The organism is Echinicola rosea, from assembly GCF_005281475.1.
Taxonomy (GTDB): Bacteria; Bacteroidota; Bacteroidia; order Cytophagales; family Cyclobacteriaceae; genus Echinicola; species Echinicola rosea.
In genome coordinates this window covers 1,092,071-1,116,565 of record NZ_CP040106.1, presented here as the reverse complement: position 1 = coordinate 1,116,565, position 24,495 = coordinate 1,092,071, and the positions used below count along the sequence as shown (strand labels likewise).

Sequence of the window (24,495 nt, the reverse complement as noted above, 5' to 3'; positions counted from 1 at the left end):
TTGAAAATCAGCATGGTAGCATTGTATGGTGAGAAATCTTAAAAAATATTGAGTGTGATATTTGTGGTTTTCAAAAAGCTGCGTACATTTGCACTCACAATGACGGAGATAAAACGGTCAACGTCACGATTTTCATCACAAGCGAAAGTAGCTCAGCTGGTAGAGCACGACCTTGCCAAGGTCGGGGTCGCGAGTTCGAATCTCGTCTTTCGCTCTCAAGAGCCCTTGAAAAAAAGGGCTTTCTTGTTTCTGGGTTTATTTTACGCCCAAACAACTCACCATATTACTTCTATACCCATAGAAGAAGCCGGGATGGTGGAATTGGTAGACACGCAAGACTTAAAATCTTGTGTCCATTAGGACGTGCGGGTTCAAGTCCCGCTCCTGGTACAGAAAAGCCGCTTAATCGCGGCTTTTTGTGTTTAGGGTCACTTTTTTATAGTTTATCAAATATGTTTACTGTTTATGCCATTTCCAGTGAAAACCGCAATTACATCTACGTCGGAATGACGTCAAACCTCCCAAAACGAATCAATCGACACAATGCAGGGTATGAACGAACCACTAAACCCTATAGGCCGTTCAAGTTGATATATACCAAAGAGTTTGATACACGGTTGCAGGCAAGGGAGCATGAGAAATACCTCAAATCCCGAAATGGCAAGCGGTATTTGAGAGACAGCTTCCATTAGGACGTGCGGGCCTGTCTAGATGGCCAAAATTAAATAGGATTGCCGCCTGTAACACCTTTGCTGACACCTACACTATACGCATTGGATTGGAGAGCCAGGTAGATTCAAGTCCCGCTCCTGGTACAGAAAAGCCGCTTAATCGCGGCTTTTTGTGTTTAGGGTCACTTTTTTTAATTTCTTGATTATATTTCGGGTCAAGCGGAATCGTTTTGAATGGCACGCTGATGACGCTGATTGGGCAGATTTTCACTGATTTTTTTGGTTGGCTACAAAGGTATTATGTTTGAAAAGTGCATAAGCCAAAATTCTTAACTTAACAAGAGTATTAAATCATGTAAACGTTAAGAACCAAGCTTATGCAAAGGAAAGATAGTCAAAAGATATTTGAGGGGCAATCTGTTTATGTAGGTATTGACTACCACAAGAAAAGCTGGAAGGTCAGCATCTATGGCGAGCAATACGAACACAAGACGATGAGCCGTGACCCGGATGCGGAGCAACTGGTGCGTTATCTTTAAAAGAACTTCCCTGGAGCTGCCTATCACGCCGTTTATGAGGCGGGGTTCAGTGGTTTTGGGTCCTGCCGGCGATTACGGGACCTAGGTGTAAACTGCATGGTGATAAATCCGGCAGATGTTCCCACCAGCCAGAAAGAGAAGTTGCAGAAGACCGATAAGGCCGACAGCAGAAAACTGGCGCGGTCCCTGAGAAGCGGCGCGTTGTCGGGCATCCACATACCGGACAGGCAATTGGAAGCTGACCGGGGGTTAGTCCGTCAGAGGTTCCGGATAGTAAAAGATATTGCGAGAAACAAGAACAGGGTCAAGTCGTTGTTGTTTCAATTTGGAATAAGCATGGCTGAACGTTTTACAACAGCACAAACAAGGTATTGGTCCAGGCCCTACACAGATTGGCTGTTAAGCCTCTCCGGTGCAGATCCGATGGTAGGTCCACACATTGACAACTATGTGCGAATTGTCAATAACCTAAGAAAGGAGCTGTTGGGCATCAACAGGCAAGTCCGTGAGCTTTCCCGGACATCCCGCTATAAGGACAGTTATAATCTTTTGGTAACCGTTCCGGGAATAGGCTTAATGTCGGCGATGGCCTTTCTGACCCAGCTGGGAGATTTTACAAGGTTTAAGCGACTTGATGAACTCTGTAATTATGTGGGATTGGTGCCAAGAATGTATGGGTCTGGCGATAAAATGGTTGTGGGCAAACTGATCAACAGAGGAAGAAAGGAGCTGAAGATCATGCTGATCGAAGCCTCCTGGGTAGCCATAAGGCAGGATCCGGCATTAATGGCCAAGTTCAATGAACTTATCAAAAAAATGCCAAAGAACAAGGCCATCATAAGGATTGCCAGGAAACTGCTGAACAGGATCAGGTATGTGATCGTCCACCGGAAAGAATATGTGACCGGAGTAGTATCATAATAAGGAAAAATATACCTTGAAAATCAGGATGGGGGAAGAAATGAAATTTTGGGATTGCAGCACCCTGAACAGGGAGGACCGCTACACAAAGGTTGCATCCCCCTCCTCTTTGAAATGAAAATACGATGCGGCGAGATACAGACCGCTGATAGAAGATTGATTAAAGAGGTAAGTTTGACGGTATAAAAAAGCCGGGCCGTGAAGATCAGGTTTCACCGGTGGGGTTTTCTTAGGCATACCGCTTCTGAATTATACTGAAAACTGCGGACAGGGATTCCCAAGCCCGCAGTTAAAATGAATATAATTCATCGGAAGGACCTATCCCTGGCAAGTTGCCCCCCGGCAGAGCTTGATTCCGTTTCGGCCCAACACTTTCAAGTTAGTCGATTGTTTTGACAAACTATGGGAGAAAACTGTAAAAAAACACCCTATATGAAAGGATTTTGGCTGATTCTCTTGTTTTTCAACATAGAAGTCACAAAGGGGGATGAATTGGGGGTTGTAGAGTACTTGGTCTATTACTTTCAAAAATACTTAGTGACATGGTGCCTTAGTGGCTTCTTACTGTTCCAGTATTAGTCAGCGGCTGACTAAATGCATATCATCCTATTGTAGCCTATGTTCCTATGTTGTTACCCATAATCATACTCCAAAGCATAACTCCTGTATGTGGTATTGAGTTAAAAACTCAATTTTACTTGGTTCCGCAGCACAGCTGTCGGAACAACCGGGGTTCTGCTTTCGAAAAAAATCTGCCGAAACCTGCCCCTAAATCCCCTAAAGGGGACTTTCTGATCATCCTCATGAGGACGAGTTAATTTTAAAAAAGCCTTATGTGTTTTCCCTTAAGCATACTTCTTCTGAGAATGTAAAATTTAGACGGACCAACCGATTGTCGTGTGCTTGGTCTATTACTTTCAAAAAATACTTAGTGACATGGTGCCTTCGTGGCTTCTTACTGTTCCAGTATTAGTCAGCCGCTGACTAAATGCATATCATCCTATTGTAGCCTATGTTCCTATGTTGTTACCCATAATCATACTCCAAAGCATAACTCCTGTATGTGGTATTGAGTTAAAAACTCAATTTTACTTGGTTCCGCAGCACAGCTGTCGGAACAACCGGCTTGATCCGAAAAGATTTTGCGATCGAAGAAAATCTGCCAAAACCTGCCCCTTAATCCCCTAAAGGGGACTTTCTGATCATCCTCATGAGGACGAGTTAATTTAAAAAAGCCTTATGTGTTTTCCCCTAAGCGTACTTCTTTTGAGTATTTAAAATTTAGTCGGACTAACCGATTGTCGTGTGCTTGATCTATAATTTTCAAAAAACACTTAGCGCCTTGGTGCCTTCGTGGCTTCTTACTGTTCCAGCATAAGGCAGGGGCTAATTACGCTCTAGTTACGGATTAGAAGCGCGAACTGTTGAGCAAGGCATTTGTAATGCGTCCTTGTAGTAAAGCCCCCAAAAATATGACTTGATCCATATTGAGTTAAAAACCCAATTTTAAGTGATCCTACAGCAGGGCTGTTGGAACATCAGTTGTGCTGGTGGAACAACTGGAAGGGTGTAGCAGATGAGATTACCAATAACTGGGTGAAGACTGCGTTTCCTTTCCATTATAATTTGTAATTTAGCCTTCCCTGTGCTGGTGCCAAGATTGGCCGGCAGGCTAATTCGTACATTCTAAGCAGATTATATCCATGCCCAGTTCCGACAAGAAAAAACTCTTTCTTTTAGACGCCATGGCCCTGATTTATCGGGCCCATTTTGCTTTTAGTAAAAACCCAAGGATCAATTCCAAAGGGTTGAACACCGGAATTATGTTAGGGTTTACCAATACCCTTTTGGAGGTGATCGAGAAGCAATCCCCCAGTCATATTGCGGTGGCCTTCGATACGGCGGCACCGACATTTCGCCATGAGCAGTTTGAGGCTTATAAGGCCAATCGGCAAGAGCAGCCAGAAGACATCACCGTAGGCATTCCTTGGGTAAAGCAGATTGTGGAGGGTTTTAACATCCCTATTTTGGAGCTGGATGGCTATGAGGCCGATGACATTATCGGGACGATAGCCAAGAAGGCCGAATACAAGGATTTTGAGGTTTACATGATGACGCCTGACAAGGATTATGGACAGCTTGTGGAAGAGCACATCTTTCTGTACAAGCCCGCCTTTATGGGCAATGCGGTGGATGTAATGGGGCCAAAGGAAGTCTGTGCAAAATGGGAAATTGAAGATCCAGACCAGGTGCGGGATATCCTTGGCCTGATGGGAGATGCTGTGGATAACATTCCGGGCATCCCGGGAATAGGCGAAAAAACGGCCAAGAAGCTGTTAAAAGCCTATGGTACCATCGAGGGCCTATTGGAGCATGTCGGTGACCTGAAGGGCAAGCAAAAGGAAAATGTGGAAAACTTTGGTCAGCAAGGCCTGCTATCAAAGGAACTGGCCACCATCAAACAGGACGTCCCCATCGAGTTTGATCCCAAGGCCTTGGAATATGATGGGCCAGATGAAGAAAAGCTGAAGGCCCTTTTTGCAGAAATGGAATTTCGGACCTTGACCCAACGTGTGTTTGGGGAGAAGATGAAAAAACCGGCTGTAAAAGTCAATGAGCAATTGGGGCTGTTTACTGGACCAGAGGATCAAGCGCAGGAGGAAGAGGAAATAGAAGAAATCAACCCCATACCGCAACCGGAGCAGTTGGCTTCGGTGGCTTCAATGGTACATGCCTATCACAAGGTGGATGGACTGGAGGCCATTGAGGAGTTGGTAGAATATTTGAAGTTACAGGAGGAACTTTGTTTTGATACCGAAACCACGGATCTGGATCCCAATAAAGCAGAATTGGTGGGCTTGTCCTTTGCCTACGTGGCGGGTGAGGCTTTTTATATTCCCGTTCCCGCGGACCAAGAAGAAACCAAAAAGCTTCTGGAGCCACTAAGAGGCGTTTTTGAAAATGAGGCGGTCACAAAAATCGGCCAAAACTTAAAATATGATGCGCTGGTGCTTAAGAACTATGATATTGGGCTGAAGGGCAAACTCTACGATACCATGCTGGCGCATTACCTGATCGAACCGGAAGGGAAGCACAATATGGATTGGCTGGCGGAGCATTATTTGAATTACCGGCCCGTATCCATCGAAACGCTTATTGGCAAGAAAGGAAAATCGCAAGGAAATATGCGGGATGCCGATGTGGATAAAGTGGTAGAATACGCTTCTGAGGATGCCGACATTACCTTGCAGCTGGCACAAAAACTGAATCCAGACCTAAAGGAGCGCGGATTGGAGAAGCTTTTTTATGAAGTGGAAACACCACTCATCCCCGTGCTGACGGCCATGGAATATGAGGGTGTAAGAATTGACAAGGACAGTTTGGCCGAGTTATCCACAGCTTTGGAGAAAGACATTGTCCAGATTGAGAAGAAAGTGTATGAGTTGGCAGGTGTCAAGTTTAACCTGGCTTCTCCGAAGCAACTGGGTGAAGTACTTTTCGTGAAGATGGAGCTCGACCCGAAGGCCAAGAAAACCAAAACGGGCCAATTTGCCACAGGTGAGGAGGTGCTTTCCAAGCTGGCGCCAAAGCATGAGATTGCCCAAGCCATCCTGGATTACCGGGAATTGGTGAAGTTGAAAAATACCTATGTGGATACTTTGCCCACTTTGATCAATTCTAAAACTGGACGCATACATACGACTTATAATCAGGTAGTTGCAGCTACAGGGAGGCTTTCCTCTATCAACCCAAATTTACAGAATATTCCCATTCGAACAGAACGCGGCAGGGAGATCCGAAAGGCCTTTGTGCCTAGGGATGACGATCACGTAATCTTGGCGGCAGATTACAGTCAGATCGAACTGCGCATCATGGCGGCTTTTTCGCAGGATGAATCCATGATCGAGGCATTTAGGGAAGGACGAGATATCCACAGCACCACAGCTGCCAAGATCTTCCAGGTGGAATTGGACGACGTGACCAGCGATATGCGCCGAAAGGCCAAAACGGCCAATTTTGGCATTATCTATGGGATTTCTGCCTTCGGATTGTCACAGCGGCTCAATATTCCGCGAGGTGAAGCTAAGGAAATTATCGATGCTTATTTCAAGGAATTCCCTGCCGTGAGCCAGTACATGAACGACTGCATCGAAAAGGCCCGCAAAAACGAATATGTCGAGACCATCCTTGGTCGCCGCCGCTACCTCCGGGACATCAACAGCCGTAATGCCACCATGCGCGGCTATTCCGAGCGAAACGCCATCAATGCTCCTATCCAGGGAAGCGCTGCAGACATGATCAAAGTGGCCATGATCCATGTGCATAAGTGGATGCAGGAACAACAGCTGAAATCCAAAATGATCCTTCAGGTACACGATGAACTGGTTTTTGATGCGCATAAGGATGAGGTGGATTTGTTGAAAAAGGAAATTCCGTCCATCATGACCAAGGCCTTAGAGATCGAAGTCCCCATGCAGGTGGAAGTCGGTGTCGGCAAGGATTGGTTGGAAGCGCATTAGGGAATTGGAAGATTATAAAATTGGAATATTGAAAAATATGTGATCCGAAGGATTCAATGCTTTGATATACGATTGCCAGCCTATCTTGTCATCATTTATTTTGTGTTAATTCGTGAAATTAGTGGACTTCATTTTCTGCCGGATCTCTAGGAAGGACACATGTTAATATCCTAAACAAATGCCAAAAATAAAGACCGCTTACTTCTGCCAAAACTGTGGTGCCCAAAGTCCCAAGTGGGTCGGCAAATGTCCGGCCTGTGGGGAGTGGAATACTTTTGTAGAAGAGGTTATCCACAAGGAAGAAAATGCCCGCGGAAGCTGGAAACAGGGTTCTGAAAAAAAGAAACGGAGTAATTCGCCCAGAAAATTACAGGATATCAATTATGAGGAGCACCCTCGTTTGGTTACCAAAGATGCAGAATTGGACCGTGTTTTGGGAGGTGGGATCGTCACGGGTTCACTGACCCTTATTGGTGGCGAGCCGGGCATTGGCAAGTCCACCTTGATGCTCCAGATAGCCCTGATCCTGAACCAAACCAGTGTGCTGTATGTCTCTGGCGAGGAAAGTGAGAGCCAGATCAAGATGCGTGCTGATCGGATGCAATATCACAGTGAAAACTGTTTTGTGCTTTCTGAAACCAACACACAGGTGATCTTTCAGCAGATAGAGACGCTGAAGCCAGAAGTATTGGTGATCGATTCCATCCAGACCTTGCACAGCAAGCATGTGGAATCTGCCGCTGGATCGGTCTCCCAAGTACGAGAGTGTACGGCGGAGCTGATGAAATTTGCCAAGGAAACAGGCACTCCGGTTTTTTTAATTGGCCATATCACCAAAGACGGCTCCATCGCCGGGCCAAAGATCTTGGAACACATGGTGGATACCGTGTTGCAGTTTGAAGGTGATCGGCATCTCTCCTATCGGATTTTGCGTACTTCCAAAAACCGTTTTGGCTCTACCAATGAGCTCGGCATCTATGAAATGCGCGCAGAAGGCCTCCGAGGTGTGGCCAATCCCTCCGAGATTCTGCTCAGCCAACGGGAGGAAGTGCTCAATGGCGTGGCCATCGGTGCCATGCTGGAAGGAAATCGCCCGCTGTTGATAGAAATCCAATCGCTGATCAGTCCAGCCACCTATGGCACTCCACAGCGAAGCAGCACTGGCCATGATGCCAAGCGGTTAAATATGCTTTTGGCTGTTTTGGAGAAGCGCGGGGGAATGCGCTTGGGACAGCAGGATGTATTCTTGAATGTGGCCGGCGGTATGCGTGTGGACGATCCAGGCTTGGATTTGGCCGTGTGTGCGGCATTACTTTCTTCGTACGAAGACACACCGGTATCGCCAGACTTGTGCTTTGCAGGTGAAGTGGGATTGGGCGGTGAAATCCGCGCCGTAAACCGCATCGAAAACCGCATTGCCGAAGCAGATAAACTCGGTTTCAAGAAGATCATTGTCTCCAAATATGCTGTCAAGGGAGTGGACTTATCCACATTTGGAATCCAAGTCATCCCCGTTTCCAAACTGGAGGAGATGTACCAGCGATTGTTCAACTGAACTGTGGATATTACCCCTCGGTCCCCTAACAGGTTAGGAAAAAAAGTTAGATCAGTGATAATCTTAAGAAATCAGCGTCATCTGCGTTCCATAAATTTATAGTACGCAGATGGTTGAGATTTGCACTGATGAATGTTTCACCAAAAGGGAAGTGGAATGGGTGAAAAAAGTAGATGTGTTTAGCTGCAATGACACTAGTATTCCAGATATAATTAATATGTTCGCGCAGAAGCCACTGAAATCCCAGCAGAGCTATATTTCATTCTGGGTATTTTGTGTGTTCAGTGAGAAATGAAACCTGCTGGCAGGAAAACGTATTATTAAAAAAATGACCAGCGATTACCCCTCAGTCCCCTAAAAGGGGAGGTGAAAAAAGGTAAATCAGTGATGATCTTAAGAAATCAGCGTCATCTGCGTTCCATAAAACATTTAATAATATTATAACGATACCACATATGAAATTCTTTCAGAAACAAACGACGTTAAGGCCTTATGCTAGAGGGTTCCATTTGATCACCGGGGAGGTGGAGTCTTCAATCCCGGAAATCAGGGAAATTCAAACGGGTACTTTGCAGGTGTTTATCCAGCATACCTCTGCCGGTCTCACCATCAATGAAAATGCCGACCCAACCGTCCGAAAAGACTTCGAAACGTTCATTAATGACATGATTCCTGAAAGTTATCCACGGTTTATCCACACTTATGAAGGGCCAGATGATATGCCCGCCCATATCAAAAGCAGCTTGTTTGGCTGCTCCGTTTCTATTCCTATTTCTGGAGGAAAACTGGCCCTAGGGACTTGGCAGGGCATTTATCTTGGTGAATTTCGAGACCATGGTGGCTCAAGGAAGTTGGTGATCACTGCCATGGGAAAATAAAAAACCGTGTAAAAAGCTGTAATCCACAGACTTTTCCACACGGTTTTATTTTTTATATACAGGAAATTGCTTTTAAAAATTATTGCAGCAGTTCCTGTACTTTTTCTACGGTAATTTCGTTGTAGTCTTTGATGTAAATATCGCATGGCGGTAGTTCCTCCTTAGTGTGGGAAGTAAGCACGCCGACTACCTTCATTCCCGCATTGATCCCCGCGGAAACGCCAGAGTAGGAATCCTCGAAAACCACGCAATTGGCTGGTTTTGTGGATAAGTTATCGGCTGATTTGAGATAGACTTCCGGCTCTGGCTTGTGGGTGGTGACATCTTCGCTGGCCATGAGGGATTCCATGTTGGCGCGTATGCCAAGGGTATCGATGATCAAGTCCATATTGGCACGGGGAGCGGAAGTGCCCACGCCCGTTCGGAAGCCTTGTTCCTTCAGGCTCGCCAAGAACGCCATATAGCCCGGCACGGGGGTTACCTGTGAACTGTAGATTTCGCGGAAAAGCCCCTCCTTCTCATTCTCCAGTTCGACCAGCTCTTCCGGCGTCACCTCTCGTTTCAGAAAATAGCTGAAAATATAGCTATTGGGTTTCCCGTACATATGGTCGGCATATTCCTCCTTGCTGGCCTTCATGCCGCGCTTTTCAAAAAACCGATCAAAGGCTTGGGAATGGAACGGATTGGTATGACAGATCACCCCGTCCATATCAAATATCACTGCAAAATTTTCCATGCCGCAAAATTAGGGCTTTTTGTGGGATTGGGAAGGAAATGGAAGTTATTGGTTTGTTAAAAGGGGAGGAAGATACGGTAGGTTTTAATGAAATAAATTCTATCTTTTTATAGTTGAATAAGTTCATGATTTTGATATAAATTTATAAGACTGCTGGATTTTGTTCTAAATTGACTCCTTCTTTTTGATTTAGGCTTTGTTGATGCATTCTCTAATTTTATACCAGGATCATAGTAAATATTTCCCTTAAATAGCTCGTTTAAAACAAATATAAAATCCGTCCCCTCTCCCAAGATAATATTGCTGCCAAAATGGTATTTTCGCTCTGGTACTGTTAATGAAATGGATGGGATAAAACAAGCTTGATTGTGTTTTCGATTCCAATGCTTAATTAAGGAAGTAAAGGACCAGCTTGCAGCTTCAGTACCGTAATCATCAATCAAAGCTATTCTCCCATCAGTTTGTTTAATTTTATTAATTGAATTATCGAATCCGATAAGTTCCATCCTGAGTTTAGTTCTAGGATGTCTGATCCCTACTTTATGGATTCCTCCAAAATTAATCCTGTCTTTTCTCCCTCTTAAGTCTGGATAGCCAAACTTTCTAATAAACGCTTCAACACCTTCTTCTTTATATATTCCCCCATTGGGTTCAGGAGTCATCAAAGTAATCACTGAGCGGTATATTTTTTGAAAATTTTGTACCCCAAATTGTTTTAATTCCCAACCTAAATAGTCAGGTTCTGAATATCCATTTGGAGTAATGCCTAGTTCAGCTTCTAAAGTATATCCTCCACAGTTGGAAGATTTACAAGGAATAACTAAACCTTCCGTACTTAACCTTTTTGATGTTATCCATCCTAAATCATGGATTCTTGTGAGTTCTTTAAGTAATAAAAGTTTCGAATTTTGGCTAGATGGTACATCTATTACTTTAAATACTCCATGTTGTGATAATTCACTAAGGTTATTAAATTCTTTTGTAATAGTACAGTTTGGATCAGAAACATGGCCGAAAATTTTTCCAAGCTTATTTGCAGCTAAAAAAAGTAATCTTCCTTCAAGCCTTTGAGTCATTAATGAAGAAGGTGGATTGTGGCATCTTGCTAAAAATCCTGAAAACCTAACTTCAGGATATTTTGGATATAAAATCAACTGTGCATTTGGTGCTGGATAAATAGAACTATCCTCCTGAATCCATGAAAATGAGACACTAGCTTTGAATCTATCTTTTTTCCATTTACCTGATGAATCTGCGATAATTTCATTGATTGGGAAAACATTAAGTATATCAAAACTTCCTGCGAGATACACTTGATTTTTAGAGTTGTCGTTCGGAGAAAGATTTTTGACATATACTCTACTACAGCCATTATTGTCAAAAATATCTAATAGGGTTTCAAGATTCATTTAGTTTGAATAACTTTTAAAATTTGTTTTCCCACGTCTTGCATTAAAGAGGTCACTACTGAATTTCCAAATTGCTTATAAGCTTGTGTGTCAGAAACAGGTATTTGGAAATCATCCGGATATCCTTGTAGTCTTGCACATTCTTTTGGGATTAATCGACGTGGGTTTTTTCCTTCCTGTGGTATCAATATTTCAGACCCGTCTTTATAATATCTAGCACTGAGTGTTCTCGTAATGCTATCCATCTCAACTAATCCAAATCCAAAACCGTTTCCCTTAGCTTTATGCTTTTTGGCATAGGTTTGTAGATAATTCCAAAGCTTTTCAGATAATGTATATTTTTCTGAAACATTTCTTTCTAGAATATCTTCAACAACTAAAGGTGGATTTTCGGGCATTTTAGGAAATTCAAAAGACTCTTCTCCATTATAGACATCTTTATCGAACCCAACTATAACAATTCTCTCTCTGTGTTGCGGGACATAGTATTTTCCATCCAAAACTTTGAAATGAACATTGTAACCAAGTTCCTTTAGAGTTCCCAAGATTACTTTGAACGTATTTCCCTTATCATGGGAAACCAAGTTTTTTACATTTTCAAGTAGGAATGATTTGGGTCTTTTCAACTTTAGAATTCTTGCGACATCAAAAAATAATGTCCCTTGTGTTTCGTCTAAAAAACCATGTTTTTTACCTAATGCATTTTTTTTTGATACTCCTGCAATGGAAAATGGTTGGCAAGGGAATCCTGCAACTAAAATATCGTGACTAGGTATTTCTTTTTCATCTATTTTGGTAATATCTCCAAACGGAACTTCACCAAAATTAGCTTCATAAGTTTGTTGAGCAAAATGATTCCACTCACTGGAAAAAACACATTTGCCCCCCAGGTTTTGGAATGCTAGTCGAAATCCACCAATACCTGCAAATAAGTCAATAAATTTAAATGTAGGATTTTCAGGAGGGGGAAATGGAACATCCCATTTAAGAGGTAAGTATCCTTGATACCATGGCTCTTCAACTATACTTTCACTTCCCTGAAGTGATAATACATAGTTTTGTGCTTCTTTTTCAAAATATCTTTTAGCTCCGTTATCTATAGTTTGTAAAAAGTGTGTAAGGTGAGCTAACTCGGTTTGTTCTGGTTTGCTTACATTAACTTTAAGCTTTTTCCTAATATCTGAGTAATTTGGCATGAACTATAGAGCTTGGATTTGATTTTCAAATATATCATAAATTTGCCAAAATAAGGGTATAACGAATTTTCAAAATGCGACAACTACTGTCTCACTAATTAAAACCAGCTACATGATCAATTACCCTCCTCACACAAACCCCCAATTCCTTCTTTACCTCAAAATCCCAAAACCTTAGGACTGTCCAGCCTTTTTGTCGGTAATGGGCATTGATTTCTTGGTCGCGCTGCATGTTGCGCTCAATTTTGGGGATCCAGAAGTCGCGGTTGGATTTGATGGCATGTTTGCGTTCGGGCCAGTTGTGACCGTGCCAGAAAGAGCCGTCGATAAAGATGACCAGTTTGTACTTGATAAATGTAATGTCCGGTTTACCGGGGAATTTTTTCTTGTTTGAGCGGTGATGGAGACCGGTGTGCCAGAGGGCTTTTTTGAGGAGCCTTTCCGGTTTGGTGTTTTTTCCCTTGATCCGAGACATCATAAAAGACCGCTGCTTCGTCGTGTAGAAGCCGTTTTCCTCATTGAAGCGAGGTACGCTGATCTTTTGCACGGGGTAGGGCTTTTTCATTTCAGGCGAAATCCATTATATCCATATTCAGGGCCTTGGCCAGTTTTGGACTGTTTCTATAGATACGTTTCTTTCGACTTTTCGATGCCTGATATAGTGATCTTTCACGTCCAGCTTTACTGATCAACACCTACTGCCCTGTCCTTTTGGGTATTTCTGCCAACCGATGGCATTGCTCAATGCAAAATTCAAAAAAAGTTTGCTTCACTTTTCCATCGATATGGTTGCTTTCAATGGTACATGAAGGGGAAACCGTCATTGCCTAAGCAGTGGAGAGAATCCAAATGTTAGCTTTTTTCCTGCTTATGACAATGACGGTTTTTGACAGCCCTATTTGGTTAGCTCTTACTGACCAATTCCCCTTCCAGATCCATCAGGAAGCTGTCCAGGGCTCCTTGTCTTACGTGGTGCATGACTACGATTTTGTACCATTTTGGCGTGTGCTCATAGCTGTCTGCCACGAGATTATACTTCTTGGCAATTCTTGGTGAGACGAATTCCGACTTGATGGTAATGATGTTCAAGTGCGGGTTTCGGAAGTATTTTACGCCCATCCGGTCCAGTCGGGTGCAGATCCTTTCGGTACGGTCACAGAGGGAGGCCATTTTGTATTTCCAGCCTTCAGAACCGTGGATTTTTAGGATCATCCACATGGACACGGCATTGGCTCCTGACCTGGATCCGCACAGCGTATAGTCCTTCCCGGGAATGTACTGGGCTTCTTCGGTACATACATGGTGGATATAGCCCTTTCTGATCAAAAAAAGCCCTGTGCCATAAGGTGTTTGGAGCATTTTGTGGCCATCACTTGTAAAGGAAGTGATATAGGGATTCTTAAAGGTATAGGCACTTTCCTCATCAGTAAAGGGATAGATAAAGCCACCGTAGGCTGCATCCACGTGGATTCTAAAGGTGACATTGGCCGTGGTGAAGTAATCTCCCAAGCGGTCCACATCGTCCACCGAGCCAAACATGGTCGTGGAGAGGTTGGCGATGACTATAAAGTACTTGATGCCATTTTCCTTTGCCTTGGTGATGTTGCTTTCCAAGGATTCCTGCGTAATCTGGCGGGTTTCCTCATCCACTTCCAGGGTGATGGTGTGGAGGTTGAGCAGATTGGCGCCTTTGGGCATGGAATAGTGGGAATCACTGGAATAGACCACAGCGATTTCTTTGGTCTTGGCACCAAATTCGGCTTGGAAGAAATTCCGGTACACCCACATGGCCTGTATATTGGCTTCGGTACCTCCTGTGGCCACATAGCCGTCCTGCTGGCCTTTTTCTCCGGCAAAGACCTCCTCGGCCACCAAGTTGATCAGGTCTCGTTCGATTTTTTGGGTGCCCTGAAAGAGGTCAAGGACGGATTCCTCACTCAACGTGTGGATTCCGATATGGTTGGGGTTTTGGACCATGACCGACATGAAAGGTGCATCTTTCAGAAATGGCGCATCATGATAGAATTCTGTCGTGTCCAAATACGTACCCGGTACACCAAGTGCCGGATTTTCTCCTCTGTAATTATGATTTTTATTTAATGCCTCAAATACGGCTTTCTTTACTTCTTCGTGTGATAATTTTTTCCAATACATGGTTTTGGTGTTGTAATGTTTGAAAGTTTAGGAGGTTTCAAGGTGGTTTTTAGAGGAAAGATCGCCCCAAGAGATACGGTCTCCAAACCTCCCTTTTTAACCCGGATTATGCGTTGGGAATCGTAGTGAGAGCTGAAAGTGCAAGAAAATCAGTTAGTTTGGAGGCATTAGCGTAGCACCGCTACGGTTATGCCGAAAACCAAAGTGAAACGACTGATTTTGTCCGCCGCGGCGGATCAGGTCGCAACAGATAGGCTAATGCATATTCCGGGTTTAATAGAAAGTCGCGGGGATCGTATCCATGACAGCCACAGCACAGACCTCATAGACGAGTGTATGGGCATCAGCAGCTTGGCACCAATACTGGATTCCATTTGCAATGGACCCCAATCCCCGGGCTTCTATCTAGTGTCATGCACGTTTACATTGACGCATTTCCACCGTTCGCCGACTCTTTTACATACTGAAGTACAGAGAAATGAGCGAAAGCAAGCATCAATCAACGGTGACACTAGTTCCAAATCTTCCAGGCAGCTTCTGCCTGAAGTTGGAGCATTTCCAAACCATTTTTTACTACTGCACCACGGGCTTCAAGAGACCGCATTAGGAAGGTTTTTTCTGGATTGTAAACCAAGTCATACACCTTGTGTTCCCTGCCGATCTGGTCCACTGGGATAGCGGGCATTTCCTCGGTATTGGGGAAAGTCCCCAGCGGGGTGGTGTTGACGATCAAAAAGTATTCTTGAAGGTATTGTTCGTTTTTGATAAGGTCATCATAAGTGATCCGTCCATTTTGGCCATTGGCATTTCGGGACACCATGAGATAGGGCATATCGAGGGATTCAAGGGCTTGTTTTACAGCCTTGGACGCCCCTCCTGTGCCCAATATAAGGGTTTTTGGACGCTGGCCATCCAGCCAAGCATCCAGTGATTCTTTAAAACCAATATAGTCGGTATTGTAACCGATGAGCTTGCCTTCTTGGGCTTTGATGCAATTTACGGCACCGATAGCCTTGCAGCCTGGCTCCAGTTCATCCAGATAGGGGATCACCTGTTCTTTGTAAGGAATGGTGACATTGACGCCTTCCAGGCTCGGATTGTTTTTGATCAATTCCGGGAATTTGCCAATGGTGTCAATTTCATATAAATCGTACTGGCAGTCATGAATGCCTTCACGCTCAAATTTCTCCGCGAAGTATTTCCCGGAAAAGGAGTGCTTTAAAGGATAACCGATAAGTCCGAATTTTCTCATTTCTTTTTTAAATAAAATGCCATTCTCTCCAATCCTATGACTAGCAATATTCCAAACAGAAAAGCCAACAGACCAATAAAGAATTCCGGCTCACTGCCGGTCTCTGCCAAGTAGTGGTTTGGCAAAAGGTTTTCCGTAATGAAGGGCTTTTGCTCTCCGCTACTGGAAATCCTATAGCTCACTACTTTTTTCCATGGCCAGATTTTATTGATCGATCCCAACATAAAACCAGACAGCACCGCAATGGTCACCGCATGGTGGTTTTTTAGCAGCCAACTGATGAGCCTCGAAAACGACAGCAGTCCCACCAGGCATCCCACTGCAAATACCCCCAAGGTAAGGAAATCCTTTTCGGTCACTGCCGTAAGGATGGCTTCGTATTTACCCAAGATCAACAACAAAAAGCTGCCAGAAATTCCCGGAAGGATCATCGCACATATGGCAATGGCTCCCGAGATAAAGGTAAAATACATGGCATTGGGAGATTCTACGGGATTCAGCCCGGTCACCCAATAAGCCACCAAAGCCCCTACTGGGATGGCCATAATGACCATGACATTCCATCGCTTGATATCCCGCAAAATCAGCACCGAGCTAATGATGATCAATCCACAAAAGAACGACCACAGCGGGATCGGATGTACATCCATCAAGTAAGTGATCAGCTTGGAAAGGGTAAAGATACTGGTAAATATTCCGACGAACAAGGCGGCCAAAAAACTCCCGTTGATATGCTTCCACAGGGCGTTGAGCTTAAAGCGTGCCAACAATTTTAGTGCTTCTAAGTCGATCGACTTGATGCTGTCCAGCAATGTTTCATAAATGCCGGTAATCAGGGCGATGGTACCACCGGAAACGCCCGGTACAATATCCGCTGCCCCCATGCCCATCCCTTTCAGGAAAGTCAGAAGGTAATGTTTGGTGTGTCTCATGTAGCAATTAAAAGAAAGCGACTGCAGTACGCTGCAGTCGCCAAGATTAATTCTATACGTTGGCCATATCGAGGAAGTGATCAAAAGTATCTCCCCGAAGTCCCAGCCTTATTGTTTCCAATGGAATAACCTCATTTGGAGCGATATTTCCAAGATTTACATTGGCGCCGAGTAGTTTGATAAACCACACTTGCTGTGCCTTTTGGGGAGCTTCCCAAAGGATTTTTTCTTCTGGTATTTTGGTCAGGATTTCTTCTACAAGTCCTTGCCTCACTTCGCCGGAGTCTCGGAAAAGCCCCACATTCCCAGCTTCCCGGGATTCTCCGATGACCTTCCAGGCACCGGCATCCAATTCTTGCTGCATCTGCTCTATCCACTTGTAGGGCGGGATGATTTTGGCGGCATCTTTGGAGCCCACCTCAGAAAGTACCGTCACATCGTTGGCGAGGGTGTTGATATATTCACATTTCTTATCGTGGTCGAGTGTAATGGATCCATCAGAAACTTCCGCATAGGCAAGGTCATACTTGTCCAATACTTTTCTATAATCGTCAAACTGCCCCCTGATCACAAATGCTTCAAATAGCGTACCGCCAAAATAGACAGGTATCCCAGCATCTTTGTAAATCTGAAGTTTCTGGCTAAGGTTTTTGGTGACATACGAAGTAGCCCATCCCAGTTTCACAATATCTACAAAATCTCCGCAGGAATCGATGAAATCATCTACTTCTCTGAGGCTAAGACCTTTGTCCATAGCCATGGTGTATCCGGTAGTTCGTGGTTTCTCAGTACGTACGGGTACGTTCTTCAGCACGTAATTCATTCTCTAAAATTTTAGGTAAATAGTACTCGGCTTATAATCCTTCTTTGTATTGAGCGATGATCTTGTATATGGCCTTTTGATGCTTTACTTCGGGCATCAGCTCATATAGAATTTCGTGTCGTTCAAAATCCAAAGTTAATGCATTTTCTAAATATGAAAAGGCTTCCTTGTATTTACCTGTCTTTATAAGATAAACTACGAGTCGATAATATAGCTCTGCGTCCTCAGGGAGCTCATCGATTCCCTCTTTCAAAACATCGATGGCTTCCTCAAAACGGTTTTGGTCAAAATAAATTATGGAAAGGTTTACATAGGTCTCCATCAGGCCGGGCTCTAGGTTGATGGCTTCTTCATACGCTTCCGAACTGGCCTGGAGATTGCCAAGGTGGTACTCTGCATCGGCCAGCCCTACCCAGTAGTTGGCATTGACGCTGGACAGTTTCAGGGCTTTTTTGAAGTAGTGGATCGCTTCGAAAAATTTATCCTTTTTTAACATACACATGCCCAGCCCAAACCATGCATCATCGTATTCAGGGTCAAGTTTTGCCGATTTTTTGAAATACGTAAAGGCCTTGTCCATCTGGTCCAGCTTCTCAAAGGCCGCTGCCAGGTAACAGCAGTTCTCAGAATTGGCCCCTTCACTGTTGATGGTATTCAGGTATGCTTCTGTGGCTTTTTCGTACTGCTGGGTATTCATCAGTGCATTGCCCATATTGAAATAGGCCGACGCAAAGCTGTCATCGATGATGAGGGCATAATCGTAGGCATTGATGGCCTCATCATAGCGCCCAAGACGATTGTACACCACACCAAGGTTATACCATGCTTCTGCGCTGTAAGGGTCTTGGTCGATAAATTCCTGATAAAATTCCAGGATTTCATCAAAAGAACCTTCCTCTTCCGTGATCATCGCCAGTTGAAACAAGGCATCTTCATGGTTGATTTTTAGTTTTACCGCATTTTTATAGTGGAAAATGGCCTTTTCAGTGTTGTTCTCCGCACGGTAAAAATTACCTAATGAATAGTAGATCTCCGCCTTATCCTCTGCCATCGGAAGGAAGTCTTCGAGTATCTGGATGGCTTCTCTTACGCTGCCATTGAGGAGAAGTCCATTGGACAGGGCGAGGATGATCTCTTCGTTATTTGGTGAGAGGTTGTTAATGTTTTCCAGCACTTCCAAGCCTTCTTCCAGTTCATCATTGAAGATCAGGCACTGGCCGTACATCAATTTGATTTCTATGGAAAAAGGGAAACGCTCCAAGGCAATTTTACTTGCCTTGAGGGATTTTTTAAATTTCTGCGTGTCAAAATAGTACCGGATAATATCCTCCAACTCTTCTTCATCAAAGAAAAGATCTAAGTTGGCTTTTAGGGAGTTTTCAAACCGCTCTATCAATGCCCGCTCTTCTTCCCTGTTGTGATCAAAATCTCCAGTCATGTGTGTCGGGTTGAATTTATATTTTAAGATACCAAATTAATCGGTAGCTCAAATGCCTACATCAAATTATTTTTAGGACCTTTTGGAATTCCTGTAATTGTTTTGGGGTTAACGAAAACCTTTCATTTTTTGTTCACTGCCCACCGGAAGGTTTCCTTCAGCGGACGGTAATGGTACCCGGTGGTTTCATTAACCTTTTGATTGTCAAAGGTTATGGGTAACTGGGCGACCATGGCCGTTTGTTTGTTCAGGAGCGGTTTGCGACCTAAAAGCTGCTTGATCTGACCCCAAGTGGTGGCCAAGGTGATCATAAAACTATTGACGGCAATTTTGGGAGGCTGTCTGTCCATGGTGGCTGCCATGGTGGCAAAAAATTCCTGAAAGGACATACTCCCCTTGCTGAGGATAAAACGCTCCTGCCACTGATTGTCCCGATAGAGTTGGTAGGTGATGCTGGCAGCATCCCTGATGTCGATGAAGTTAATGTCTCCCTTTGGGTAAAACCGGTTGCCTTCTGCCACATACCGATAGATTTCGGCACTACTGCGCGTTTCTGATTGGCGGGCAAGCAATACGGCAGGATTAACGACCAAGGCTTCCAGTCCCTCTTGGACTCCACGCCACACCTCCAGTTCGCCGAGGTATTTGGAGATGGCATAGGGTGTGTTCCACGGGGAATCTACCCATTTGTGATTTTCGTCGACAATGCGCTGGTCAGGAGTTCTGCCCAGTGCGGCCACGGAACTGACATGCACCAGTCGCTTAATGCCGAGTGCTAGCATGACGTTTACCACATTGGTGGTGCCTTCATAGTTTACCTTTAGCAGTTGGTTTTTATCTTTTTTGGAAAAGGAAACCAGTCCAGCTGCATGGATGATAAGGTCCATGCCTTTAAAGGCATTTTGCAGCGACTGATAGTCGTTGATATCTCCTTCGTGCCAGGTGATTTGCTCTTCGATATCCTTTAGGATCTTGGTGCTGCTGCTTGGGCGTTTGAGCCCATGGATTTCTCCTATTGCATTGAATTCCCGAGCCAGATAGCTGCCAAATAGTCCCGTGATACCTGTAATCAATATTTTCATAAGAGGGAATTCATAAACTTGGAATCCTTCAGGGTGGCGTAGCTTTTGGTGGCGGTAAGTCGCTCAAGTGCATCTAGATACCGGTGATTATGACAGTCCGTGCCTACAAAGCGCACCAATCTCCTTTCCAGTAGCTTTTCGGCGAGGGCCTTTACCGGCTTGGAATAGTAACCGGTAAAAGAAAGCAGGTTTATTTGGAAATAAATGCCCTTTTCGATGAGCGTTTCCAGCATGGACGGGTCTTGCTGGAGATAAAGATACCGCTCCGGATGGGCCAATATGGGCTTATAACCTTTGGTCTCCAGTGCAAAGAAGGTCTCTTGCAGCATATGCGGCCTGTTCATAAACCCCGTTTCCACCAAGATATAATTGTCTCCAAAAGTGAGGAGCGGTTCGTCCTTTTCGATTTTTTCTACGAATATTTCATCCAGATAATACTCCGCGGCTGCTTCTATATCGATCTGGATATTTTCTTCCTTGAGTGCTTTCTGTAGCTTAGAAAGCCCCTCAGAGATGATTTCAGGTGTGTTTTTGTAAAATTCCGTCATCACGTGCGGTGTAGTGATGAGCTTACGTAGCCCAAAGGCCTGGAGTCGCTTGATCAGGGCCACGGATTCTTCTAAAGTTTCAGCACCATCATCGATACCTGGAATGAGGTGGGAATGCATATCCACTTCCATCCACCCAAGGCACAGGGGTTCAGCCTTTTTCGAACTTTTGAACAAATCCATTAATCCCATCTTACAGTCCTCCTCCTGTTTGCTGCTTAAATTCTTCCAATGAAGGTAGCTCCAAATCCTTATCGGAGATAATCGGAGCCCCTACTTTCCAGTCAATGTCCAGCTGCTTATCATTCCAGATGATGCCGCCTTCACTGGGTTTGTTATAAAAATTGGAACATTTGTATGAAAATACCGCATCTTCCAATACAGAAAATCCATGGGCAAAACCTTCAGGCACATAAAGCATGTTATGTTGGGCGCTGTCCAAGATCACCCCATGGGAAAGGCCAAAGGTAGGAGAATCCTTTCTCAGATCAACACAAACATCATAAACTTTACCAGTGATGACCCTTACGAGCTTTGCCTGCGCATGGGGAGCGTGCTGAAAGTGTAGCCCTCTTACCGTTCCTGCTATAGAGTAAGATTGATTGTCCTGTACCCAGCGCGTATTGATGCCCTTCTCTGCCAAAAGGTCTTCACGATAGGTTTCCAGAAAATATCCCCTGGCATCGTTAAAGACCCTCGGGTAGAGTTCAAAAACATCTTCGATGGGTGTATTTCGTATTTCCATTTATTTTTATTTGCTGTCGATTTTCAAAAACAAGCCATAAATTTCCATTCTTTCTCCTTAGCAGACTAATTTTCATCAAAATAATTTTGAAATTTGCCGAATGGAAATGACTTCATTTGTGTTCATAACTTCTTAAATGTAATCTACGTTGAACAATTATAAACGCTATTATGATCAACTAATTACGATAAATGTAAGATTATCGAATCAAAATACAATTTCTGATCAGAAACAAACTGAATGAGTAAATATACAAGAAAATTAAAAAAACTGATTGATACCGCTCCTGTGGAGGAAACTGCGGTGCTGGTAGCCTTAATCAAACAAAATCAATCCGAACAAGAGGTCGAGGAGCATTTGGATGAGTTGGCTTTTTTGACAGAAACCCTCGGTGCCAAAGAAGTCTATCGCTTCACCCAGCGATTGGAGAAGCCTGACGTCAGGAGTTTTGTGGGGTCAGGAAAGCTTGAGGAAATTCAGGCCTATGTGAAACACTTTGAAGTGGACATGGTGATTTTTGACGATGACCTATCCCCTTCCCAGATGCGTAACCTCGAAAATGAACTGAAGGTGCAAGTGTACGATCGTTCATTGCTCATACTGGATATTTTCCTGAACCGGGCACAAACGGCCCAAGCCAAGACACAGGTGGAGCTGGCCAGGTTTCAGTACCTTTTGCCGCGATTGACCAGGATGTGGACACACTTGGAGCGGCAGCGTGGTGGGACGGCCACTAGGGGCGGTGCCGGAGAGAAAGAGATCGAGACAGATAAGCGGATCATCCGCAATCAAATTACCCTGCTCAAAGAAAAACTGCGGAAGATCGAGAAGCAGGGAGAGACACAGCGTAAAGGTAGAAAAGGAATCGTCCGCGTGGCATTGGTCGGCTATACCAATGTAGGCAAAAGCACATTGATGAACCTGGTGACCAAGTCTGATGTACTGGCGGAGAACAAGCTTTTTGCCACGGTGGATGCTACAGTGAGGAAAGTGGTGCTGGAAAATATTCCGTTTTTACTTTCCGATACTGTAGGGTTTATTAGAAAGCTGCCTACGCACTTGATAGAGTCCTTTAAGTCCACTTTGATGGAGATCAAGGAGGCGGATCTTTTGGTGCATGTGGTGGATATTTCCCATCCCGGATTTGAAGATCACATTTCAGTAGTGACCCAAACACTAAATGAATTGGGAGCCGGAGATAAGCCGATCTTGTTGGTTTTTAACAAAATCGATTTGGTGCCTAAAATGCCTTCTGAAGAGGAGCTTATGAACATGTCCGAACTGGAGGTGGAAGAAGCCAATTACTTGGATTTTAACAAGCTTAAAGAGGTGTACACTAAGAAAATGGGCATCGAACCGGTATTTATGGCCGCACAGGATGCCACCAACATCGAGGTGTTCAGAAAATCCCTTGTACGTGAAGTAAAAAAGCAGCACAAGAAAATTTATCCTCATTATCTGGAGTCGGAGACCTATGACCTTTCCCAGTTTGATGATATGGAGTAAGGGATTGGGAAATTACATTTTTGTAAAATTGGCGTCGGTAAGATGACAGATCCTGACACCTTTAAGGAGATTGGACAATTTTACAATTTGTATTTTCCCGATTATTACCCTCTTTATCCATGATCTTCATACGGATACGCCATTCTTTGGGGTAATAGTTGTTGATGCGGTTGCCGATGTTTTTTATCCAGCCCAAGGGAAGGTTTTGGTAAGTAAGCATGACCCAGCCCTCATGACTGATATCGAGGGTAAGATCTTCCTTTTTCAAAAATATATGTGCTTCCTCTAAACTAATTTCATGGCGAGGGAAGGTTTTTGGCAAAATGCTTATAGCCAAAGCATGAGTGGGAATAAACTGGTCTTTGTTGAATTTTCCCAGTTCCGTGCCAAAATATTTGATGTTTAGCGTGGAAGCAAGGACTTCAAAATGCTTGGTCCAAGTGGTTTTGATTGCGAAAAAGCTCTTTTTTAATTTATAAAAATCAAAAGCGTCATCCAGCGTAAGTTCCTGCCTGAGGAGCATTTTTTCTGCTTTGTTAGTACGCTGTAGCAGGACATGTTTGAGGTCTTTCATTTTTTTTGGTTGCTGGAATGGGGCATCAGAGGGTCTTTTCAAGACAGTGATAAAGAAACCTTCCCCTGAAACCAAATGAGGGAAGAAGCGATATCCATAAAAAGTCCCCCATTCCGTGTCTGCTTCTGTTTCCACGATTCCCCACGCCGGATCCAGCGGGATACGTACCGACTCATAGGCAAATTCATCAGTGATGAACCGGATCATATTCTCATTTTCCTGTTCGTTAAAGGTACAGGTACTGTAGATCAGGTAGCCGCCGGAGCCGGGAAGGGCTCCGGCTTGGTCTAGAATGCGTTGCTGGCGAGCCGCGCAGTATTTGACGTTTTCGGGCGACCATTCTTCCCTGGCTTGGGCATCTTTTCGAAACATCCCTTCTCCAGAGCAAGGGGCATCCACCAGTACGACATCAAAAAGCCCTTCCAGTTCCCCAAAATGAGAAGGATCATTGTTGGTCACGACCGTATTGCCGAGGCCCCATTTGATCATATTTTCCCGCAGGATGCTGGCGCGGGTCTTAATGACCTCATTAGCCACCAGCAAGCCTTCGTCCCCAATATAATCTGCTAGAAGGGAACTCTTACCTCCTGGAGCAGCACACAAGTCCAGATAAACCCCATCCTTCGGGGGCTTGATATGATTTAGAATATGTCCGATAAACATGGAAGAGGCTTCTTGTACATAATATGCACCTGCATGGAATAGCGGATCAAAGGTGAATTTTGGCCGTTGGGGCAAAAAGTGGCCGTGTGGGTTCCACGGTACTGGAGAAGTGTTATGGGGTAAGGGGGCTTTTTTTCTGGGGTTGATCCGGATGGATGACTTGCAGGGTGTAAATAATGCAGCTTTAAAACGCGCAAATTCGTTGGCTTCCAAGAGGGAAGCCATCTGCTGCTCGAAAGTTTCTGGAAGTTTGGGTGTTTCTTGATTGGTCATAGCTAGGTGTTTTGGCGAATGCAAATATAGGAATTTTGGTTTTTTTGCACCTTAGGAGCGGTCGTATTGAAACCCGGATA

At 44.3% G+C, this 24,495-nt stretch carries 19 protein-coding genes, 2 tRNA genes and 1 pseudogene; 9 read left to right on the top strand and 13 right to left on the bottom strand.

The window, feature by feature from the left end; translation table 11 throughout:
• The first annotated feature begins 141 nt into the window (after positions 1-141).
• From FDP09_RS04685 to FDP09_RS04655, 8 genes and pseudogenes are all read left to right on the top strand, one after another.
• A tRNA-Gly gene (locus FDP09_RS04685) sits at positions 142-214 on the top strand.
• A 92-nt stretch (positions 215-306) separates the two neighbouring features.
• Positions 307-390: transfer RNA gene (locus FDP09_RS04680), tRNA-Leu, on the top strand.
• 62 nt (positions 391-452) lie between these two features.
• On the top strand, positions 453-692 hold the full coding sequence (locus tag FDP09_RS04675; RefSeq protein ID WP_137401544.1) for a GIY-YIG nuclease family protein: 240 nt from the start codon (positions 453-455) through the stop codon (positions 690-692).
• A gap of 356 nt (positions 693-1,048) precedes the next feature.
• Positions 1,049-1,210 (top strand): hypothetical protein, encoded by a 162-nt coding sequence (locus FDP09_RS23685; protein ID WP_187328795.1) that lies wholly within the window; start codon positions 1,049-1,051, stop codon positions 1,208-1,210.
• Positions 1,211-1,246: 36 nt separating this feature from the next.
• Positions 1,247-2,131 (top strand): annotated as a pseudogene (locus tag FDP09_RS04670) (IS110 family RNA-guided transposase); the annotation flags it as partial.
• A 1,703-nt stretch (positions 2,132-3,834) separates the two neighbouring features.
• Positions 3,835-6,651, top strand: coding sequence for a DNA polymerase I (polA, locus tag FDP09_RS04665; RefSeq protein WP_137401542.1), 2,817 nt, complete (start codon positions 3,835-3,837; stop codon positions 6,649-6,651).
• A gap of 178 nt (positions 6,652-6,829) precedes the next feature.
• Positions 6,830-8,206 (top strand): DNA repair protein RadA, encoded by a 1,377-nt coding sequence (gene radA / locus FDP09_RS04660; RefSeq protein WP_137401541.1) that lies wholly within the window; start codon positions 6,830-6,832, stop codon positions 8,204-8,206.
• A gap of 455 nt (positions 8,207-8,661) precedes the next feature.
• The gene (locus FDP09_RS04655) at positions 8,662-9,084 is read left to right on the top strand and encodes a secondary thiamine-phosphate synthase enzyme YjbQ (RefSeq protein WP_137401540.1); all 423 of its coding nucleotides are present in this window, start codon (positions 8,662-8,664) and stop codon (positions 9,082-9,084) included.
• 79 nt (positions 9,085-9,163) lie between these two features.
• Here the strand turns inward: FDP09_RS04655 and FDP09_RS04650 are convergent, their stop codons facing one another.
• The 12 genes from FDP09_RS04650 to rfbC all read right to left on the bottom strand — a co-directional run bounded on the left by FDP09_RS04650 (position 9,164) and on the right by rfbC (position 21,399).
• Positions 9,164-9,820 (bottom strand): HAD family hydrolase, encoded by a 657-nt coding sequence (locus tag FDP09_RS04650; protein ID WP_137401539.1) that lies wholly within the window; start codon positions 9,818-9,820, stop codon positions 9,164-9,166.
• Between the two features lie 107 nt (positions 9,821-9,927).
• Entirely contained in the window at positions 9,928-11,229 is a 1,302-nt protein-coding gene (locus tag FDP09_RS04645) for an MvaI/BcnI family restriction endonuclease (RefSeq protein ID WP_137401538.1), read from the bottom strand.
• Entirely contained in the window at positions 11,226-12,425 is a 1,200-nt protein-coding gene (gene dcm / locus FDP09_RS04640; RefSeq protein WP_137401537.1) for a DNA (cytosine-5-)-methyltransferase, read from the bottom strand. Before dcm ends, FDP09_RS04645 begins: the two co-directional genes overlap by 4 nt.
• Before the next feature lie 94 nt (positions 12,426-12,519).
• The gene (locus FDP09_RS04635; protein WP_137401536.1) at positions 12,520-12,990 is read right to left on the bottom strand and encodes a very short patch repair endonuclease; all 471 of its coding nucleotides are present in this window, start codon (positions 12,988-12,990) and stop codon (positions 12,520-12,522) included.
• Between the two features lie 338 nt (positions 12,991-13,328).
• Positions 13,329-14,579 carry an aminotransferase class I/II-fold pyridoxal phosphate-dependent enzyme gene (locus FDP09_RS04630; protein WP_137401535.1) on the bottom strand — a complete coding sequence of 417 codons (1,251 nt, stop codon included), beginning with the start codon at positions 14,577-14,579 and terminating at the stop codon, positions 13,329-13,331.
• A gap of 511 nt (positions 14,580-15,090) precedes the next feature.
• The gene (locus FDP09_RS04625) at positions 15,091-15,831 is read right to left on the bottom strand and encodes a shikimate dehydrogenase family protein (RefSeq protein ID WP_137401534.1); all 741 of its coding nucleotides are present in this window, start codon (positions 15,829-15,831) and stop codon (positions 15,091-15,093) included.
• Positions 15,828-16,763 carry a DUF368 domain-containing protein gene (locus FDP09_RS04620; RefSeq protein WP_137401533.1) on the bottom strand — a complete coding sequence of 312 codons (936 nt, stop codon included), beginning with the start codon at positions 16,761-16,763 and terminating at the stop codon, positions 15,828-15,830. The genes FDP09_RS04625 and FDP09_RS04620 overlap by 4 nt, the downstream gene beginning before the upstream one ends.
• Positions 16,764-16,815: 52 nt before the next feature.
• Entirely contained in the window at positions 16,816-17,586 is a 771-nt protein-coding gene (locus FDP09_RS04615) for a phosphosulfolactate synthase (RefSeq protein WP_137401532.1), read from the bottom strand.
• Positions 17,587-17,617: 31 nt separating this feature from the next.
• Entirely contained in the window at positions 17,618-19,024 is a 1,407-nt protein-coding gene (locus tag FDP09_RS04610) for a tetratricopeptide repeat protein (protein WP_137401531.1), read from the bottom strand.
• A gap of 122 nt (positions 19,025-19,146) precedes the next feature.
• On the bottom strand, positions 19,147-20,106 hold the full coding sequence (locus tag FDP09_RS04605) for an NAD-dependent epimerase/dehydratase family protein (protein WP_137401530.1): 960 nt from the start codon (positions 20,104-20,106) through the stop codon (positions 19,147-19,149).
• The gene (locus FDP09_RS04600) at positions 20,103-20,846 is read right to left on the bottom strand and encodes a tyrosine-protein phosphatase (protein WP_137401529.1); all 744 of its coding nucleotides are present in this window, start codon (positions 20,844-20,846) and stop codon (positions 20,103-20,105) included. Before FDP09_RS04600 ends, FDP09_RS04605 begins: the two co-directional genes overlap by 4 nt.
• Position 20,847: 1 nt before the next feature.
• Positions 20,848-21,399, bottom strand: coding sequence for a dTDP-4-dehydrorhamnose 3,5-epimerase (gene rfbC / locus FDP09_RS04595; RefSeq protein WP_137401528.1), 552 nt, complete (start codon positions 21,397-21,399; stop codon positions 20,848-20,850).
• A gap of 240 nt (positions 21,400-21,639) precedes the next feature.
• On the opposite strand from rfbC, the gene hflX reads away from it, so the two are divergent.
• Entirely contained in the window at positions 21,640-22,905 is a 1,266-nt protein-coding gene (gene hflX / locus FDP09_RS04590; RefSeq protein WP_137401527.1) for a GTPase HflX, read from the top strand.
• A gap of 61 nt (positions 22,906-22,966) precedes the next feature.
• On the opposite strand, the gene FDP09_RS04585 is transcribed toward hflX, so the two are convergent.
• A complete protein-coding gene (locus FDP09_RS04585) occupies positions 22,967-24,415 on the bottom strand; it encodes a methyltransferase RsmF C-terminal domain-like protein (RefSeq protein ID WP_137401526.1) in 1,449 nt (482 codons plus the stop codon).
• Positions 24,416-24,495 lie beyond the last annotated feature (80 nt).